Source organism: Oceanobacillus sp. FSL K6-0251 (assembly GCF_038004725.1).
Taxonomy (GTDB): domain Bacteria; phylum Bacillota; class Bacilli; order Bacillales; family Amphibacillaceae; genus Oceanobacillus; species Oceanobacillus oncorhynchi.
Genome location: NZ_JBBORS010000001.1, coordinates 2969334 through 2987578, shown reverse-complemented (window position 1 = coordinate 2987578; position 18245 = coordinate 2969334). Strand labels below are relative to the sequence as shown.

Genomic DNA, 18245 nt, shown 5'->3' with positions numbered 1-18245 from the left:
GGAAAAGAAAAAGTGAGCACGCAGTTGTTTGATGCGATTGATCATTTAGCAAAAGAAAAAGGGATAGACAAGGATATATTGATGGAGGCTTTGGAAGCAGCGCTTATTTCTGCTTATAAAAAGAATTTTAAGTCCGCATCGAATGTTCGGGTAGAGTTGAATGAAACTACTGGAAAGATGGCTGTTTACGCAAGAAAAACAATTGTCGAAAATGTAGAAGACTCGCAGCTGGAAATATCTCTTGATGAAGCAAAAAGTATTAATCCGAATTATGATGTAGATGATGTGATTGAAGTGGAAGTAACACCGAAAGATTTTGGACGTATTGCTGCCCAGGCTGCTAAACAAGTAGTTACCCAGCGAGTGCGTGAAGCAGAACGAGGCGTTATCTTCTCGGAGTATATTGATAGAGAAGAAGATGTCATGACTGGAATTATTCAGCGTAAAGATTCACGTTTCGTCTATGTGAACCTTGGCAAAATTGAAGCCAAGCTGGCAGAGGCAGAACAGATGCCTACAGAAGAATACCATATTCATGACCGGCTGAAGGTTTACGTGACAAAGGTTGAGAATACAAGCAAGGGGCCGCAAATCTATATTTCCCGGTCACACCCTGGTTTGTTAAAGCGGTTATTTGAAATGGAAGTTCCTGAAATTTATGATGGAATTGTTGAAATTAAATCTGTTTCCCGTGAAGCTGGCGACCGCTCTAAAATTTCTGTACATGCACCAGACCCGGAAATTGATCCGGTGGGATCTTGTGTGGGACAAAAAGGGCAGCGTGTGCAAGCCATCGTAACAGAATTAAAAGGTGAAAAAATCGATATTGTAGAGTGGTCTGAGGATCCTGTCGTTTATGTATCGAACGCATTAAGTCCTTCTAAAGTATTGAAAGTATTTGTTGATGAGGAAGAAAAAGCAACGACGGTTGTTGTCCCAGATTATCAACTGTCTCTGGCAATCGGTAAAAGAGGACAAAATGCACGTTTAGCCGCTAAACTTACAGGCTGGAAAATTGATATCAAAAGTGAAACGGATGCAAGAGCAGAAGGTTTGCTGGATGATGCAGAAATAGAAGAAGCTTATTCTGACAACGATGAAGATTTGTTTGAATAAGGAGGTATTTTAACTTGGCTAAGAAGAAAAAGATACCAGAGAGAAAATGTGTTATGACAAATGAAATGAAGCCTAAAAAAGAATTGATCCGCATTGTCCGGAATAAAGAAGGGGAAGTGTTCGTTGACGAAACTGGCAAGAAAAACGGACGAGGAGCTTACCTTTCCAAGAATAAGTCTGTGATAGAACAGGCTCGGAAAACCAATGCGCTTAACAAAATCTTGAACGCAGAAGTAAGTCCAACAATCTACGATGAGTTAGAAGCTTTAGTAGAGGGAGAATGACATGAATCCTAATTATTTGAACATCATTGGTCTCGCTGTCCGGGCAGGGAAATGCTCAACAGGAGAAGACACTATTTTAAAGGATATTCGTAAAGGTCGTGCAAAGCTTGTTTTATTGGCAGAAGATATTGGACCGCAAACCAAAAAGAAACTTTCGGATAAATGTACCTCGTACAATGTTCCGTATCGACTTGTTGATAACCGGGATATCTTATCGCAGGCAATCGGGAAAGAACAGCGAGTAGCTATAGCAATACTAGATTCAGGCTTTGCAAAAAAACTCCTTACTCTAGTTGGATAAATAAATCCGGGGGTGAACGCATGAGCAAAATACGTGTATATGAATATGCAAAGAAAAATAAGGTAGCGAGTAAAGAAGTCATTCAATTTTTAAAAGAAAAGAATGTGGAGGTTTCCAACCATATGTCTACGATTTCTGACAATGAAATCAAACAATTGGATGAAAAATTTAACCCGCAGCCAAAACAAGATAAAAAGAAAAACGATCAAGTAAATACGAATAAACAGCAAAAGAATAAAAATACTGGAAATAAACCAAATACAAATCGGAATCCTAAAAAAGATAATCCGAAAAATAAAAAACAAAAAACCTCTAACAAAGGTAAACAACATCAACCACAAAAGGAGCAGTCGTTAGTGAAAGAGACTCCAAGTAAAATTACGTACCACGGTATATTGACCGTACAAGATTTAGCAGAAAAACTTCATAAAGAACCTGCAGAAATCATCAAGAAATTAATGTTTATGGGTATCATGGCTACAAAAAACCAAGACCTTGAAGATGACGCTGTAGAGCTGATTTGTGATGAATATAATGTAGAGGTCGAAAAAGAAATTATTTTAGAAGATACAGACCTTGATAAATATATTGAAGAAGATGACAGTGAAAAATTGCAGGAGCGTCCTGCTGTTGTTACCATTATGGGACATGTTGACCATGGGAAAACAACGTTATTAGATGCTATACGCCATACGAAGGTTACTGCTGGTGAAGCTGGTGGAATCACACAGCATATTGGCGCTTACCAAGTTGAAAATGAGGGCAAGAAAGTTACATTTTTAGATACACCGGGTCACGCAGCGTTTACAAGTATGCGTTCGCGCGGTGCACAAGTAACAGATATTGCTATTTTAGTTGTCGCAGCAGATGATGGCGTGATGCCGCAGACAGTGGAAGCAATCAACCATGCGAAAGCTGCTGGAGTACCAATTATTGTTGCTGTTAATAAAATGGATAAAGAAGGCGCTAATCCGGACCGCGTGATGCAGGAATTAACAGAGCATGAACTGATTCCTGAAGATTGGGGAGGAAGCACCATCTTTGTTAACCTTGCTGCACTTAAAGGGGAAGGTATTGACGATCTGCTGGAAATGATTTTATTAGTTGCAGAGGTAGAAGAATTAAAAGCAAATCCAGATGCGAAAGCTTTCGGTACAGTAATCGATGCGCAGTTAGATAAAGGCAGAGGTTCTGTGGCAACACTGCTTGTGCAAAACGGTACTCTGCATGTAGGAGATCCGCTTGTTGTCGGCAGTACGTATGGTAAAGTTCGTGCTATGGTAAATGATTTGGGACAACGCGTAAATCAAGTAGGACCGTCAGCTCCAGTTGAAATTACGGGGTTACAGGATGTTCCGCAGGCAGGAGACCAGTTCCTTGCATTTTCTGATGAGAAAAAAGCGCGTCAAATTGGGATTGCCCGTCAACAGAAGCGGATCGATGAAAACCGCGGCGGCCAATCAACTGTCAGCCTGGATGATTTATTTGAACAAATCAAGCAGGGTGAAATGAAAGAATTAAATATCATTGTGAAAGCGGACGTACAAGGTTCTGTGGAAGCATTAGCCGCTTCTTTACGCAAGATAGAAGTAGAAGGCGTCAATGTTAAAATCATTCATACAGGCGTAGGAGCGATTACAGAATCCGATATTATCTTAGCTTCGGCATCCAATGCAATCGTTATTGGTTTCAATGTCCGCCCTGATGTCAATGCAAAAAGAGCTGCAGAATCCGAAAAAATCGATTTACGTCTGCACCGTGTTATTTACAGTGCGATTGAAGAAATTGAAGCAGCAATGAAAGGTCTGCTGGATCCAGAATATGAAGAAAAAGTTATTGGTCAGGCGGAAGTACGTGAAACATTCAAGGTATCACGTATTGGTACCATTGCAGGAAGCTATGTAACAGACGGAAAAATTACCAGAGATTCGAGCGTTCGTCTTATTCGTGACGGTGTGGTTCTTTATGAAGGTGAATTACAAGCATTGAAACGGTTTAAAGATGACGTAAAAGAGGTACAACAGAATTATGAATGTGGAATTACATTGGCTAACTTTAATGATATTAAAGAAGGCGATATTATCGAAGCCTATGTAATGGAAGAAATGGAACGAAAATGATTCTCTATGCAGAAGTAGAATGTATGTTGTATGAAGGGAATTCCTTAAAAGCAAAGCGCTCCGTGTTGAAGCGGGTTATGAATAAACTGCGCCAATCGTTTAATGTTTCTGTAACTGAGCTTGAATTTCACGATTTATGGCAACGAACCAAACTTGGGATAGTTATTATTTCGACGGATTATGTGCATGCTGAAAAAGTAATACAACAAGCTTTACACACAATAGATTCTTTTTCTGAATTAGAAAGAACTATAACGAATATCGAACGATTATAACGAAAATGCATAGAGCTATGTGAGGTGAGATAAATGGCTGAATTAAGAGCTCATCGAGTTGCAGAACAGATGAAAAAAGAACTGGGTGATATTTTATCCAGAAAAATCAAAGACCCCCGCGTTGGTTTTGTGACGGTTACCGATGTAGAAGTAACCGGTGATCTGCAGCAGGCGAAGATTTTTATTTCTGTATTAGGTGATGAGAAGAAAAAGCAGGAAACATTATTGGGGCTTGCAAAAGCAAAAGGGTTTATCCGTTCAGAAATTGGCAAGCGAATTCGTTTGCGCAAAACCCCTGAACTTACCTTTGAATTTGACGAAGCAATCGAGCAAGGTAACCGAATAGACTCTATCTTAAGAGATCTTAATAAGTAATGCTAAAAAACTGATCCCTCTGCTCCTTGGCAAGGATCAGTTTTTTTACAAGAATAAGAAAGTATATAAAAAATGCTGAATATAGCCGCTCCAACGGGTTTCATGGGGTGAGTAATCGCAACCCCAGAAATACACTCCGCTTTCCGTGGACTTGAGCTCAGCCTCCTCGAAAAAAAGAAGTTCGCTTTTTTCCTGCGGGGTCTTCACCCTGGGACTGCGATTACTCGCCCCACCGAAGACCATTGCGCATTCCCACAGGAGTCTCCGTGTATTTCTTCTGGGACTGGGACTGCGATTACTCGTCCCACCGAAAACCATTGCGATTACTCGCCCCATCAAAACCGTCGCTAGAATTTGCGTTATTTCCTTGAAAAAAAAGCAAATAAAACATAATTCCACTTAGATGGGAGCGGATGTTGTCGACTCCTGCGGGAAAAGCAACAGGTAGACCTGAGCAGGAAGCGGTTTTCTTACCGTGCGGCTGAACGTTGGCCGCGGAAAGCGACTTCCCGGAGCGGACATCTCTTTGGCAAGAACACCGATGTTTTAAAGACCAAGCGGTATTCTTGGTTTTTCTTAAAATTTATTTCAAAAGGAAAAAGAGGTGTAATGACGATGAATGGTATCCTGCCGCTGTGGAAGCCAAAAGGAATGACTTCTTTTGATTGTGTGGCTAAATGCCGCCGCTACTTCCATACGAAAAAGGTTGGTCATACAGGGACATTGGATCCGGAAGTGGAAGGCGTGCTGCCTATTTGTATTGGCAATGCGACCAAAATTGTTCCCTTTCTCACAGATACAAAAAAAGTTTATGTTGGGACAGTTGCATTAGGATCCACTACAGAAACAGAGGACGCCACAGGGAATATTGTAGAAGAAAAAGAAGTTACGCACATGCCGGGAAGAACAGAGGTTGAAGCGGTGTTAGAAAAGTTTCAAGGAACGATTACACAAATACCGCCCATGTATTCTGCTGTAAAGGTCAATGGAAAAAAGCTGTATGAATATGCCAGAGCAAATGAAAAAGTAGAAAGACCAAGCAGGGAAGTCTTTATTCATGATATACAGCTTGGGTCTATAGATGAGGAAAAAAACGCTTTTGACATCTATGTAGAATGCTCCAAGGGGACCTATATCAGAACATTATGTGTGGATATCGGGAAGGAATTAGGATATCCGGCACATATGCTGCAGTTAGAAAGAATCCAAACCGGTAGTTTTTCCAAGAAAAATACGGTCACTTTTGCTATGATAGAAGAGGCGGCTGCCAGAGGTGAACAAGAGCAGTTATTAAGCCCGATTTCAGAGGGGGTAAGTCATCTAGTACATCAGGAAGTAGATGATGCATTAATGTTTCGCATTAAAAATGGTCAAAAATTAGCTGTTACCGATGCTCCTCTGACAAATAATCCGTTTGTGTTTACAAACAACGAAGAAGTATTAGCCATTTACGAAAAGCATCCGGAAAAACCGGATCAAATTAAACCATTAAGGGTATTTTAACGAGAGAAAGTGCAGGTGTAGCAGGATGAAAACAATGGAATTATCCTATCCGCATATGTTACATAAGGAGGATTTACCAGAAACAGTAAGTGCTATCGGTTTCTTTGACGGTATTCATAAAGGACATCAAAAGGTCATTCAGCAGGCAGTTGATAAAGCAAAAGAAAATAATATGGAGAGTGCAGTTATTACTTTTTTTCCGCATCCATCGGTTGTGCTGAGAAAAGATGTCCATCAGGTGAAGTACATAACCGTATCTTCTGAAAAACAGGCCATACTGGAAAAGCTTCAAGTAGACCGTCTGTATATCATCCGGTTTGATCAAGAATTATCGAAGCTCAGTCCGCAGGCTTTTATTGACCACTTTATTATTGGCTTACATATCAAGCACCTTGTAGCAGGCTTTGATTACTCATTCGGCCATAAAGGGCAGGGCAAGATGGCAGATATGCAGGACTATGCTAGAGATTTATTTACATGGGAAACCATCGGTAAAATCACATTAGATGAAGAGAAGGTCAGCTCCACCCGAATAAGAGCGGAATTAGCATCAGGAAATATGGAGCAGGCAGCACAATTGTTAGGAAGAGCCTTTGAAACAACTGGATTGGTCGTAAAAGGAGCACAGCGCGGGCGTGAGCTTGGTTATCCAACTGCTAATCTGTCTATATCCAAAGATGCCTTGCTGCCCAAGCAGGGGGTATATGCAACGCTCGTCCGTCATCAGGATAAAATATATGGCGGAATGGCGAATATCGGAACGAATCCGACATTTACAGAAACGATGGAGAATATGTCTGTCGAAGTATACCTGTTTGACTTTGACGGTGATTTATACGGGGAAGAATTAACGATAGAATGGTTATCTTATACAAGAGAAGAAATAAAATTTGACTCAAAGGAAGCTTTGATTGAAAGAATGCAGCAGGATGAGGAAGAAATTAGGGCTTATTTAGCAAATAGAAAAACTAATACTTGATTTTTCTCTTCAAAAACGCTATTCTTATATTTGTACAACCATCGCTTGGCATCACGTAACTCCGACGTATGCTAGGGGATTGGGGATAACAAATTTTATTTTGGAGGTGCCATCATGGCAATTACACAAGAACGCAAGAACGAAATTATTAATGAGTACAAGGTTCACGATACAGATACTGGATCTCCAGAGGTTCAAATCGCTGTTTTAACTGCAGAAATCACTGCATTAAACGAACATTTACGTACACACAAAAAAGACCATCATTCACGCCGCGGTCTTTTGAAAATGGTAGGTAAACGCCGTAACTTGCTAACTTACCTACGTAATAAAGACGTTACTCGTTACCGTGAATTAATCAAAAAACTTGGTTTACGTCGTTAATAAACGCAAAAAGCAGGAGAAATCCTGCTTTTTCTTTTATGTAAATAATCCTATAAGAGGATGTTCAAAAAGTCCAATAAAAATGACACATCGAATTTCTGCGTTGACGAGCTTTTTCCGATACTCACATATTTAAAGACATAGAGGAACTTCTGTTAAGAGCGCCCACGTCCTGTGGGCAACGCAGAAGTCACCACTTCCTGTGAAAGTCCGTTCGTAAAAAGCTCGTCGCCTTGAACTTCTTGGTCCTATTTATCGGACTTTTTGAACACACACTATAAAACGATAGGATTGTTCAATCAGGATGTATTTTGAACGCCATATAAAAGGTAGTGATTGATTCCTGACAGGCTATCGTTTATTCTATAAAAAGGGATTCTTTTGTGAATAATAGAAAATAGAAGAAAAATGTAATATATGAAGAGCTACATATATACTTAAATTACTGTAGCCTTGAAAGGAGCAACAAAACCAATGGCAGATGAAAAAAAGCTATTCTCTACGGAGATTTCAGGAAAGAAATTTACGGTTGAAGTAGGGGAGCTGGCTAAACAAGCAAACGGTGCCTGCATGATTCATTATGGAGACACGTCGGTATTATCTGTAGCAACAGCTTCCAAAGAACCAAAAGATTTACCATTCTTTCCGTTAACCGTGAATTATGAAGAAAGATTATATGCGGTAGGCAAGATACCAGGAGGATTTATTAAACGCGAAGGACGTCCGAGCGAAAAAGCAATCCTGTCTTCCAGACTGATTGACCGTCCAATCCGCCCGTTATTCCCTGACGGATTTCGTAATGAGGTGCAAGTAATCAGCACGGTAATGAGTGTCGATCAGGACTGTTCTTCCGAAATTGCTGCAATGATCGGGTCATCTATTGCGTTAAGCATTTCAGATATTCCTTTTGAACAGCCGATTGCAGGTGTCCATGTCGGACGTGTCGATGGAGAACTGATTATTAACCCTACGATAGAACAAGAAGCAAAAAGTGATATCGAATTGACTGTTGCCGGAACAAAGGATGCCATTAATATGGTTGAAGCTGGTGCCGACGAAGTGCCGGAAGATGTTATGCTGGAAGCAATCATGTTTGGTCATGAAGAAATCAAACGCCTCGTTGCATTCCAGGAGGAAATTGTACAAGCATTCGGCAAAGAAAAATTCGAAGTCGAAATCGCAGAAACTGACGAAGAACTTGTACAAAAAGTGGAAGCAGAAGCAAAAGTAAAACTGCTTGAAGCAATTCAAGTTGTTGAAAAACATGCCCGCGAAGATGCAATTGATGCAGTGAAGCAGGAAATTGTTGAAAAGTATGAAGCAGAAGAAGCGGAAGAAGAAACGATTAAGCAAGTAAAATCTGTATTAAACAGTCTTGTGAAAGAAGAAGTACGCCGCTTAATCACCAAAGAAAAAGTACGCCCAGACGGCCGAAAAGTAGATGAAATCCGTTCATTATCTTCCCGTATCCATGTCCTTCCGCGTACACATGGTTCTGGTTTATTTACACGTGGACAGACACAGGCCTTAAGCATATGTACATTGGGAGCATTAGGTGATGTGCAGATTTTAGATGGACTGGATTTAGAAGAAACAAAACGTTTTATGCATCATTATAATTTCCCGCAATACAGTGTAGGAGAAACTGGACCTATCCGCGGACCGGGCCGCCGTGAAATTGGCCATGGTGCACTGGGAGAACGCGCACTGGAAAAAGTAGTGCCAAATGAAAAAGATTTCCCTTATACAATCCGCTTAGTATCTGAAGTACTTGAGTCTAATGGTTCTACTTCTCAGGCAAGTATCTGTGCAAGTACATTAGCAATGATGGATGCAGGTGTTCCGATTAAAGCGCCAGTAGCTGGTATTGCTATGGGACTGGTGAAATCAGGAGAGGACTATACGATTCTTTCTGATATCCAGGGGATGGAAGATGCGCTTGGAGATATGGATTTTAAAGTAGCCGGTACAGAAAAAGGTGTTACTGCGCTGCAAATGGATATTAAAATCGACGGTTTATCCAGAGCGATTTTAGAGGAAGCATTGACACAGGCGAAGAAAGGCCGTATGCATATCCTGGATTCCATGCTTCAAACCATTCAGGAGCCAAAAGATGAGCTATCTGAATATGCACCAAAAATCTTGACCATGTCGATTAACCCAGATAAAATTCGTGACGTCATTGGGCCGAGCGGAAAACAAATCAACCAAATCATTGATGAAACCGGCGTGAAAATCGATATTGAACAAGATGGTAATGTCTTTATCTCATCTACAGACAGCGAGATGAATCAAAAAGCGAAGAAAATTATTGAAGATCTTGTCCGCGAAGTCGAAGTCGGTCAGCTGTACCTTGGTACCGTGAAACGTATTGAAAAATTTGGTGCTTTTGTTGAGCTCTTCAAAGGAAAAGATGGGCTTGTCCATATTTCCGAGCTGGCGGAAGAACGTACAAATAAAGTGGAAGATGCTGTTTCTATCGGCGATCAAATCATGGTAAAAGTAAAAGAAATTGACCGTCAAGGAAGAGTTAACCTTTCCAGAAAAGCAGTACTGCAAGATGAAAAGAAAGAAAATGCTAAATCATAGTAAGAAAAATAATTAATTAAAGAAGAAAATATATTTCTGTGATAAAAAAGAAGCTGGTGTTAAATTCAGTTTCTTTTTTTATGGAGACAGAATAAAAAATGCATCGCTTAAAATACATTCATACTTGTCCCTCTAAAAGCATAAAAATACGAAGAGGGAGGGATTAAAGATGAAGCGGTATTTTAAGTATGTCCATGTTCTTGTTTTCCTGATTCTAATTTTCACGGTATTTGATATACGATATAATCCTTTTCAAACAGAGACGGTCATGATAGAACCATCAGAAATAGAAGTGAGTGCAACAAATGATGCCCTTTATATGGAGATTGAAGAAAAGAAAGGGGCTTACCAGGAAGAACCAGAAAATGCTTATATTGATGAGGTTTGGAAGAAGACACCAGGAAGAAATGGATTAGAAGTGAATGTGGAAGAATCGTATCAGAAAATGAAAGAAGCAGATAAATGGAATGAAAGCTTACTTGTTTTTAATGAAACCTCTCCTGATATCTTACTGGAGAACCTGGAACCAGCTCCAATTTATCGAGGGCATCCCAAAAAAGAAATGGTCTCTTTCTTAATCAATGTTTCCTGGGGGGAAGCATATATCCCGGAAATGCTGCAAATTTTAAAAGACCATCAAGTGAAAGTCACTTTTTTTATTGAAGGGAAATGGGCGCAAAATAATTCTGACCTTGTTAAAATGATTGAAGAGGAAGGACATTTAATTGGTAATCATGCCTATAATCATCCGGATATGGCTGCACTTGATAAAAGCAATGCCTATACGCAGATAGAGGAAACAAATCAAATTTTAAAAACCATCACAGGAGAACAGCCTAAATGGTTCGCGCCCCCAAGCGGAAGCTTTAAAGATGAAACAGTAGAAACTGCTGCAGAGCTGGAGATGGAAACAATTTTATGGACAGTTGATACAATTGATTGGAAGAATCCATCGGTATCTGTTATGGTTAATCGGATAGAAAAAAATGTTCACCCTGGAGCGATGATTCTCATGCATCCAACGCAGGCAACAACGAATGCGTTAGAGCAAATGATTACCATTATCAAGAAAAAAGATTATAAAATAGGAACCGTAGAATCGTTGTTAAGTGAATCACGTTAAGCTGAGATATTTAGGAGGATATGTATTGGTAGAAAAATATACAAGCAGTAATGGAGTACGGATTGTGTTAGAATCAATGCCGGCGGTACGTTCCGTCACGATTGGTATTTGGGTTAAAATTGGATCTAGAAATGAAAATCTCCATAATAATGGCATTTCTCATTTTTTAGAGCATATGTTTTTTAAAGGAACGAAAACAAGAAGCGCACAGGATATTGCAGAAGCATTCGACTCTATCGGCGGGCAAATCAATGCTTTTACATCGAAGGAATATACATGTTTTTATTCAAAGGTTTTAGATACACATAAAGAATTTGCTTTGGAAGTATTAGCGGATATGTTTTTTGAATCTACATTTGATGAAGATGAAATGGAAAGAGAAAAAAAGGTTGTCTACGAAGAAATAAAAATGTGCGAGGATACACCGGATGATATCGTTCATGATTTGCTGGCCGAAGCTGCCTATGGTGAACACCCATTGGGATATCCAATTCTCGGAACAGAAAAACAGCTGGCATCTTTTGATCAAAAGCAATTACAGGAGTATGTAGAAGCTAATTATACACCTGATAATGTAGTTGTTTCGGTTGCCGGCAATGTATCCCATTCATTTATCAATGAGATCGATGCTTATTTTGGCTCTTTTACAAGAAAGGCATCTGAAGAAACAATCATCAAGCCCGCCTTCTTGCAGGAAGCAATTTACCGGAGCAAGGATACAGAGCAGGCACATCTTTGCCTTGGCTATAATGGATATGAAGCGGGAGACAAGCATCTATATCCATTATCTATCATGAATAACGTGCTTGGGGGCAGCATGAGCTCACGTTTATTCCAAGAAATACGTGAGAAAAAAGGACTGGCCTATTCTGTTTTTTCTTATCATGCAGCATTTATAGATGATGGCTTGCTGACCATTTATGCCGGCACAAGAAAAGATCAGCTGGGTCAATTAGAAGAAGTGATGAATTCTACACTTCATCATTTTATAGAGCATGGGTTAACAGAAAAAGAATTACGAAACAGCAAAGAACAGATTAAAGGAAATCTGATGCTGGGATTAGAGAGCACCAACAGCCGAATGTCACGGAATGGACGGAATGAATTATTATTGCAAAGACATCGTACCTTAGATGATTTGATTTTAGAGATTGATGGGATTACCAATGAACAAGTTACAGATGTTATTAAAAATGTGTTTAAGCAAAAGCCGTCACGGGCATTGATAGCACCGGAAGATACGCGCAAGTAAAAGCATGTTTTTCTTATTTTGGACATATAGTATATAAACGAAACTTCATTATTCTAAGGCTGTGACTGACTGCCTTCAGAACAGAGAAAAGGAGTTTTTCTATGGTACGCTTTCGAGATATGGGAGATAAGGAAATCATCAACGTGAACGAAGGGAAAAGGCTTGGGATGCTTGGGCAGACCGATTTAGAAATCAATCCGAAAACCGGGCAAATCGAAGCGTTTATTGTGCCAAGCTATAAATGGTTCGGCCTTGTAAAAGAGGGAGAAGAAACAAAAATCCATTGGAAGTCTATCAAAAAAATAGGGACAGATATGATCATGATTGATACAGAACTCCCTGAAGAAGGCTAAACAATGTAAAGCTTGTTTATTTTGCAGGAAAAGGTAATCAGACACACCTTTTCCTGCCGGATAAACAGGCTTTTTTTCTATGTTTTTTTCCCATCGGGACTGCGATTACTCGCCCCATCGAAAACCGTCGCAGCGGACATCTACTCGGCAAGAACCCGATGTTTTAAAGAACAAGCGGTATTCTTGGTTTTTCTTATTTTTCGAAAATAGGTTTTCACCCTTCTTGCCAGGAAGTCGGTATTTTAATGGCTAAATTGTTCACCACTGAATTAAAAATTCATAAACTATATCGAATCATGAATACGTGAAAAGTTGTCTGGAGGTTATACGTAAAATGAGTCGACGGATTGCAGTAATTGGTGGAGATGCAAGGTATTTAGAGTTAATAAAAATATTGAAAAGCAATCATGCTAATGAAGTAATTCTTTGTGGTTTTGATAAATTAGAGCAGGGATTTACAGGATTAAACGAATCAGCACTGGATGAATTGGACCAGAGCAAGCTGGATGTCGTTGTTTTACCGATAACAGGTACTGATTCAAAAGGGAACGTAGAAACTGTTTTTACAGATAAAAAAATTCATTTAGATGAAGCCTGGTTTCAAAAATTACATTCGGAATGTATGATTTTTACCGGGATGACGAATGCGTACTTAACAAGTATGGCGGAAAAAGCGGGCGTTACCTTAGTGCCGCTGCTTGATCGTGATGATGTTGCCATCTATAACTCCATTCCAACAGCGGAAGGAGCCATTATGATGGCTTTTGAGCATACCGATCAGACCGTCCACTCTTCCCGGGTGATGGTTGTAGGATTTGGAAGGGTAGGGAATACGGTAGCGAATAAATTTTCTGCGCTGGGAGCCAAGGTTTCTGTTTGTGCCAGGAGTATAAGGGATTTAGCGCGTATTACGGAAATGGGTTTACAGGCTGTGCCTTTACACGAATTAAGCAATCATACAGAGAACTGTGATATTTTAATCAATACTATTCCGAGCTTAGTAGTAACCAAAGAAGCGATTCAAAATCTGCCGACAAATGCAGTTATTATTGATCTGGCATCCAAACCCGGCGGAACAGATTTTGATTTTGCGAAAAAGCGTGGTATTCAAGCTATACTTGCGCGCAGTCTGCCGGGAATCGTAGCACCAAGAACAGCGGGGAAAATCCTTGCTAATGTGATGGAACAAATTCTGGAGGAGGAGCGTGCGTCAGAATGACATTCAAGAATAAGCGAATCGGCTTTGGCTTAACAGGATCGCATCATACCCTTCCTCATATTTTTCCAATTATCGAGGAATTGATTGAACAGGGAGCAGAAGTCATTCCATTTATAACAGAAATGGTTCAATACACCGATACGAAGCATGGAAAGGCTGCGGATAACGTGAAGAGGCTTGAAAAAGCAGCCAATCATCCTATTATTACCACTATTCCTGATGCAGAGCCCTATGGACCGGATAAACCACTTGATGTGATGGTGATTGCCCCGCTGACAGGGAATTCGATGAGCAAGCTGGCGAATGCCCATACAGATAATCCGGTTTTAATGGCTGCAAAATCAACGCTCCGAAATGAACATCCTTTATTATTAGCTTTAACAACCAATGATGCGCTTGGGTTAAATGCCAAGAATCTAGCTGTATTGCTTAATGCAAAGCACATCTATTTTGTGCCGTTCGGGCAGGATAATCCGCATCAGAAGCCCTCCTCGCTCTCAGCAAATCTGGATCAATTAATCCCTGCTGCAGAGGCAGCGTTAAAAGGAAAACAAATTCAGCCGATTATTGTACCTTATTCCACGAAAAATGTGTTAAAATGAAGTTTAGTTGACATTTAATAAGTGGAGGGAGTTATTGGAATGGCAGAGCAACAAACATATAATGTAGCCATTGTAGGTGCTACAGGGGCAGTAGGTCAGAAAATCAAACAAATACTCGAAGATAAAAAGTTTCCGGTAAACCAGCTTAAATTACTATCTTCTGCCCGTTCGGCAGGAAAAGAAGAAACTTTTAACGGGGAAACGATTATTGTTGAAGAAGCTGCGCCAGAATCATTTGAAGGAGTAGATATTGCACTATTTTCTGCGGGCGGTTCCATTTCTAAACAACTGGCACCTGAAGCTGTTAAAAGAGGGGCAGTTGTGGTAGATAATACAAGTGCTTTTCGTATGAATGAAGATGTACCGCTTGTTGTACCAGAAGTAAATCCGGAAGATATTGCAAAACATCAAGGGATTATCGCCAATCCAAACTGTTCTACCATTCAAATGGTTGCAGCTTTAAAACCGATAAAGGATGCATTTGGTATAGGGAAAATCATCGTTTCTACTTACCAGGCAGTATCTGGTGCCGGAAATGCAGCGGTAGAAGAGTTATATGAGCAGTCAAAAGAATATTTAGACGGTAACGAAGTAAAAGCAGAGATTTTGCCGCTTAAAGGAGATAAGAAGCATTTCCCGATTGCGTTTAACGCATTGCCGCAAATTGATGTTTTTGAAGATAATGGTTTTACATTTGAAGAGATGAAAATGATTAATGAAACGAAGAAAATCATGCATGATGAGGCATTAAATGTTGCGGCAACCTGTGTGCGCCTTCCATTTGCTACCTCCCATGCCGAGAGTGTTTATATTGAAGTAGATCAGGAAGGCCTGAATGTAAAAGATATTTGGAAGACACTGAAATCTGCAGATGGAATCGTCCTTCAGGATAATCCGCAGGAGCAGGAATATCCGACACCGCAATCTGCTGAAGGCAAAGAGGAAGTTTTCGTAGGGCGCGTAAGGAAAGATTTAGATAATCCAAAAGGATTCCATTTATGGGTAGTATCTGATAATTTATTAAAAGGCGCAGCATGGAATACCGTGCAAATCGCACAAACGTTAGTAAAAAGTGACGGCTTTAAAAAGTAATTAGATATCTTAGTATGTGTTTAAGAAGGCTGATAAAAGAAAAGATGCTTTTCTGGAATAATATTTTCATCTCCCTTCTTGAACCTTCTTGTAAATAATGATGTAATCAATCTATTAGACATCCAGAGTGTAACTTCTTGGATAGTGTTGAGGTGTTAATATTGCAAGTATTAGTACAAAAATTCGGAGGAACTTCCGTACAATCAGAAACGAACCGGGAACATGTTATCCGTCATATTAAAGATGCACTTGTTCAAGAATATAAGTTAGTCGTTGTTGTTTCTGCATTGGGAAGAAAACCGGATCCTTATGCAACAGACAGTTTATTAGGCTTAATTGATTTTCCGGCGAATAAAAACTCAAATCGGGAGCTTGATTTGCTGATGTCATGCGGTGAAATTATTTCATCCGTTGTGCTTTCTAATGAGCTGCAAAAAAACCATGTTTCTGCAACAGCTTTGACTGGTGCACAGGCTGGTTTTGTAACGAGTGAAGATTTTAATCGTGCAAAGATAAAAGAAGTCAATCCGGACCGTATTTTACAGGAATTAGAAACGCATGATGTCGTTGTGGTTGCTGGTTTTCAGGGCCAGAGCGAGTCCGGAGAAATAACAACGATTGGCCGGGGCGGCAGTGATACTTCTGCAGCTGCCTTAGGTGTTGCGTTGGACGCAGAGCGTATTGAGATTTTTACAGATGTGGAAGGAATCATGACCGCAGATCCGCGTGTCGTAAAAAGTGCGCGTCCGCTTGATGTAGTAACCTATACAGAGATTTGTAATCTTGCTTATCAAGGGGCAAAGGTCATTCACCCTCGTGCTGTAGAAATAGCCATGCAGGGGAAAATTCCGATGCGTATCCGCTCCACCTACTCGGAACGGCTGGGAACACTTGTCACATCTTCCCGGATTGAAGAAGCTGGCGCAGATATTTCCGAACGAATGATAACGGGTATTGCGCATATTGCAAATGTGACACAGATTAAGGTGCAGACGAAAGAATCAGCGTACCGGGTACAGTCGGAAGTATTTAAGGCAATGGCTGAAGCAGGTATCTCTGTGGATTTCATTAATATTTCGCCGACAGGTGTTGCTTATACTGTGCCGGCTGAGCTTACGGCAAAAGCAATTGAAATTTTAGAGGTGCTGGGTTTCCAGCCGGAAATTACCGAGAGCTGTGCAAAAGTATCAGCTGTAGGAGCCGGCATGACAGGAGTACCCGGCGTTGCATCTAAAATCGTGCAGGCATTAACCGATTCTGGAGTGCAGATATTGCAGTCAGCAGACAGTCATACAACTATCTGGGTCTTGGTACATGACCACGAGCTAGTTACAGCAGTTAATGCATTACATGATGTGTTTGGTTTAAGCACAGAGGAAGTATCGCTTTAGAATCATGTAAAAAAACATGAAGCAGGATTTTGGCTGCTTCATGTTTTTTTATGGACTCTAAAATATAAGTTTGGACCGGAAATTTCACTTTATTTCTGCATCTCTTCTTCCGTATGATTTTTAACCGATTGTTTATACTAATCGTATATAAATAGCTGGAAGGAGTTTTTGTATGCGAATGGATACGGATGATAACAACGAAAATCAAGGAGAAGAGGAAAATCAGCCGAATGCATCCTCTCTTGTCGAAAAAATTCAGCAGCTGGGACAGGCGAATGTTCCGCAGGCGCCCGATTCAAATATCCATGTTTTATCCATTATCGGACAGGTAGAGGGACATCTTCAGCTGCCGCCGCAAAATAAAACAACAAAATATGAACACTTGCTGCCGCAGCTGATCGCCGTAGAGCAAAATCCTAAAATCGAAGGATTAATTATTCTTTTAAATACAGTCGGCGGGGATGTAGAGGCTGGACTGGCTCTGGCAGAAATGATTGCGTCGATGTCGAAGCCGACTACTTCGATTGTATTAGGAGGCGGTCACTCCATTGGTGCGCCAATTGCCGTTGCTACCGATTATTCCTTTATTGTGCCGACAGCAACCATGACAATCCATCCGGTCCGGTTAACAGGAATGGTTATCGGTGTTCCGCAAACCTTTGAATATCTGGACAAGATGCAGGAGCGGGTCATTCAGTTTATTGTGGAGCATTCCAATATCGACTCGGAAAAGCTGAAAGAGCTGATGTTTGCAAAAGGCAACCTGACTCGTGATATCGGTACAAATGTAGTTGGCAAGGAAGCAGTGGATTATGGATTAATTGATGAAGTCGGCGGGGTTAAGGAAGCAATACAAAAGTTAAACCATATGATTCAAGGGGTACATCCCGAAAAAGAAGAAGGAGATGCTTCATGATCCTCTATACACCATTATCTTATCAGGATATTTTTCCGGAATCGCAAGGAACTGGAAATGAAATACAAGCAGTAGAGTGGCAGGGAAGAACGGTTTTTGTATCAAAAAATAACGATGGCCATTACCAAATTAATCAGCTAATTTCGAGTAATCCGAATGATTATCTGAATCCGGATTTTTTACCAGGAAGAATTATCAGCTGATGGTAATCTATGCTATAATATAGAAATGGTAAAGAGATAAAATGAAGAAACAATACTGGGTGATATTATAACTGGAACAGCAGCCTCTTTAAAGAGCAGACCTGGAAAAGAAGCATGAATACTTTATTTTCCTGATAAAGTCTCTCTGTCAGCATAAAGAGAACTGAT

The 18245-nt window shown here is 40.3% G+C and carries 19 protein-coding genes; all 19 read left to right on the top strand.

The window, feature by feature from the left end:
• Positions 1-12: 12 nt before the first annotated feature.
• The 19 genes from nusA (at position 13) to MKY45_RS14885 (ending at position 18077) form a co-directional block, all read left to right on the top strand.
• Positions 13-1116 carry a transcription termination factor NusA gene (gene nusA / locus MKY45_RS14975; RefSeq protein ID WP_042534979.1) on the top strand — a complete coding sequence of 368 codons (1104 nt, stop codon included), beginning with the start codon at positions 13-15 and terminating at the stop codon, positions 1114-1116.
• 14 nt (positions 1117-1130) lie between these two features.
• Complete coding sequence (gene rnpM / locus MKY45_RS14970; protein WP_042534976.1) at positions 1131-1400, top strand: RNase P modulator RnpM; 270 nt, start codon at positions 1131-1133, stop codon at positions 1398-1400.
• A 1-nt stretch (position 1401) separates the two neighbouring features.
• Positions 1402-1701 (top strand): YlxQ family RNA-binding protein, encoded by a 300-nt coding sequence (locus MKY45_RS14965; RefSeq protein WP_042534974.1) that lies wholly within the window; start codon positions 1402-1404, stop codon positions 1699-1701.
• Between the two features lie 20 nt (positions 1702-1721).
• Positions 1722-3821, top strand: coding sequence for a translation initiation factor IF-2 (infB, locus tag MKY45_RS14960; protein WP_042534972.1), 2100 nt, complete (start codon positions 1722-1724; stop codon positions 3819-3821).
• The gene (locus MKY45_RS14955) at positions 3818-4096 is read left to right on the top strand and encodes a DUF503 domain-containing protein (protein ID WP_042534970.1); all 279 of its coding nucleotides are present in this window, start codon (positions 3818-3820) and stop codon (positions 4094-4096) included. Before infB ends, MKY45_RS14955 begins: the two co-directional genes overlap by 4 nt.
• A gap of 33 nt (positions 4097-4129) precedes the next feature.
• Entirely contained in the window at positions 4130-4471 is a 342-nt protein-coding gene (rbfA, locus tag MKY45_RS14950) for a 30S ribosome-binding factor RbfA (RefSeq protein WP_042534967.1), read from the top strand.
• A 615-nt stretch (positions 4472-5086) separates the two neighbouring features.
• Complete coding sequence (gene truB / locus MKY45_RS14945; RefSeq protein ID WP_042534964.1) at positions 5087-5974, top strand: tRNA pseudouridine(55) synthase TruB; 888 nt, start codon at positions 5087-5089, stop codon at positions 5972-5974.
• A 25-nt stretch (positions 5975-5999) separates the two neighbouring features.
• Positions 6000-6953: a bifunctional riboflavin kinase/FAD synthetase gene (locus tag MKY45_RS14940; RefSeq protein WP_042534962.1), complete on the top strand. Its 954-nt coding sequence runs from the start codon at positions 6000-6002 to the stop codon at positions 6951-6953.
• A 114-nt stretch (positions 6954-7067) separates the two neighbouring features.
• Entirely contained in the window at positions 7068-7337 is a 270-nt protein-coding gene (gene rpsO / locus MKY45_RS14935) for a 30S ribosomal protein S15 (RefSeq protein ID WP_040980194.1), read from the top strand.
• Positions 7338-7811: 474 nt separating this feature from the next.
• Positions 7812-9926: a polyribonucleotide nucleotidyltransferase gene (pnp, locus tag MKY45_RS14930; RefSeq protein ID WP_042534960.1), complete on the top strand. Its 2115-nt coding sequence runs from the start codon at positions 7812-7814 to the stop codon at positions 9924-9926.
• 169 nt (positions 9927-10095) lie between these two features.
• A complete protein-coding gene (locus MKY45_RS14925; RefSeq protein WP_042534958.1) occupies positions 10096-11049 on the top strand; it encodes a polysaccharide deacetylase family protein in 954 nt (317 codons plus the stop codon).
• A 25-nt stretch (positions 11050-11074) separates the two neighbouring features.
• Positions 11075-12301 carry a M16 family metallopeptidase gene (locus tag MKY45_RS14920; RefSeq protein WP_042534955.1) on the top strand — a complete coding sequence of 409 codons (1227 nt, stop codon included), beginning with the start codon at positions 11075-11077 and terminating at the stop codon, positions 12299-12301.
• 101 nt (positions 12302-12402) lie between these two features.
• Entirely contained in the window at positions 12403-12654 is a 252-nt protein-coding gene (locus MKY45_RS14915) for a YlmC/YmxH family sporulation protein (protein WP_042534953.1), read from the top strand.
• A 334-nt stretch (positions 12655-12988) separates the two neighbouring features.
• Positions 12989-13873 (top strand): dipicolinic acid synthetase subunit A, encoded by an 885-nt coding sequence (gene dpaA, locus MKY45_RS14910; RefSeq protein WP_042534952.1) that lies wholly within the window; start codon positions 12989-12991, stop codon positions 13871-13873.
• The gene (gene dpaB, locus MKY45_RS14905) at positions 13870-14475 is read left to right on the top strand and encodes a dipicolinate synthase subunit B (protein ID WP_042534950.1); all 606 of its coding nucleotides are present in this window, start codon (positions 13870-13872) and stop codon (positions 14473-14475) included. The genes dpaA and dpaB overlap by 4 nt, the downstream gene beginning before the upstream one ends.
• Positions 14476-14514: 39 nt before the next feature.
• The gene (gene asd, locus MKY45_RS14900; protein WP_341173068.1) at positions 14515-15567 is read left to right on the top strand and encodes an aspartate-semialdehyde dehydrogenase; all 1053 of its coding nucleotides are present in this window, start codon (positions 14515-14517) and stop codon (positions 15565-15567) included.
• Positions 15568-15728: 161 nt separating this feature from the next.
• The gene (dapG, locus tag MKY45_RS14895; RefSeq protein WP_341173067.1) at positions 15729-16958 is read left to right on the top strand and encodes an aspartate kinase; all 1230 of its coding nucleotides are present in this window, start codon (positions 15729-15731) and stop codon (positions 16956-16958) included.
• 178 nt (positions 16959-17136) lie between these two features.
• Complete coding sequence (locus tag MKY45_RS14890; protein WP_139089224.1) at positions 17137-17874, top strand: ClpP family protease; 738 nt, start codon at positions 17137-17139, stop codon at positions 17872-17874.
• Positions 17871-18077 carry a YlzJ-like family protein gene (locus MKY45_RS14885; protein WP_042534942.1) on the top strand — a complete coding sequence of 69 codons (207 nt, stop codon included), beginning with the start codon at positions 17871-17873 and terminating at the stop codon, positions 18075-18077. The genes MKY45_RS14890 and MKY45_RS14885 overlap by 4 nt, the downstream gene beginning before the upstream one ends.
• Positions 18078-18245: the final 168 nt, after the last annotated feature.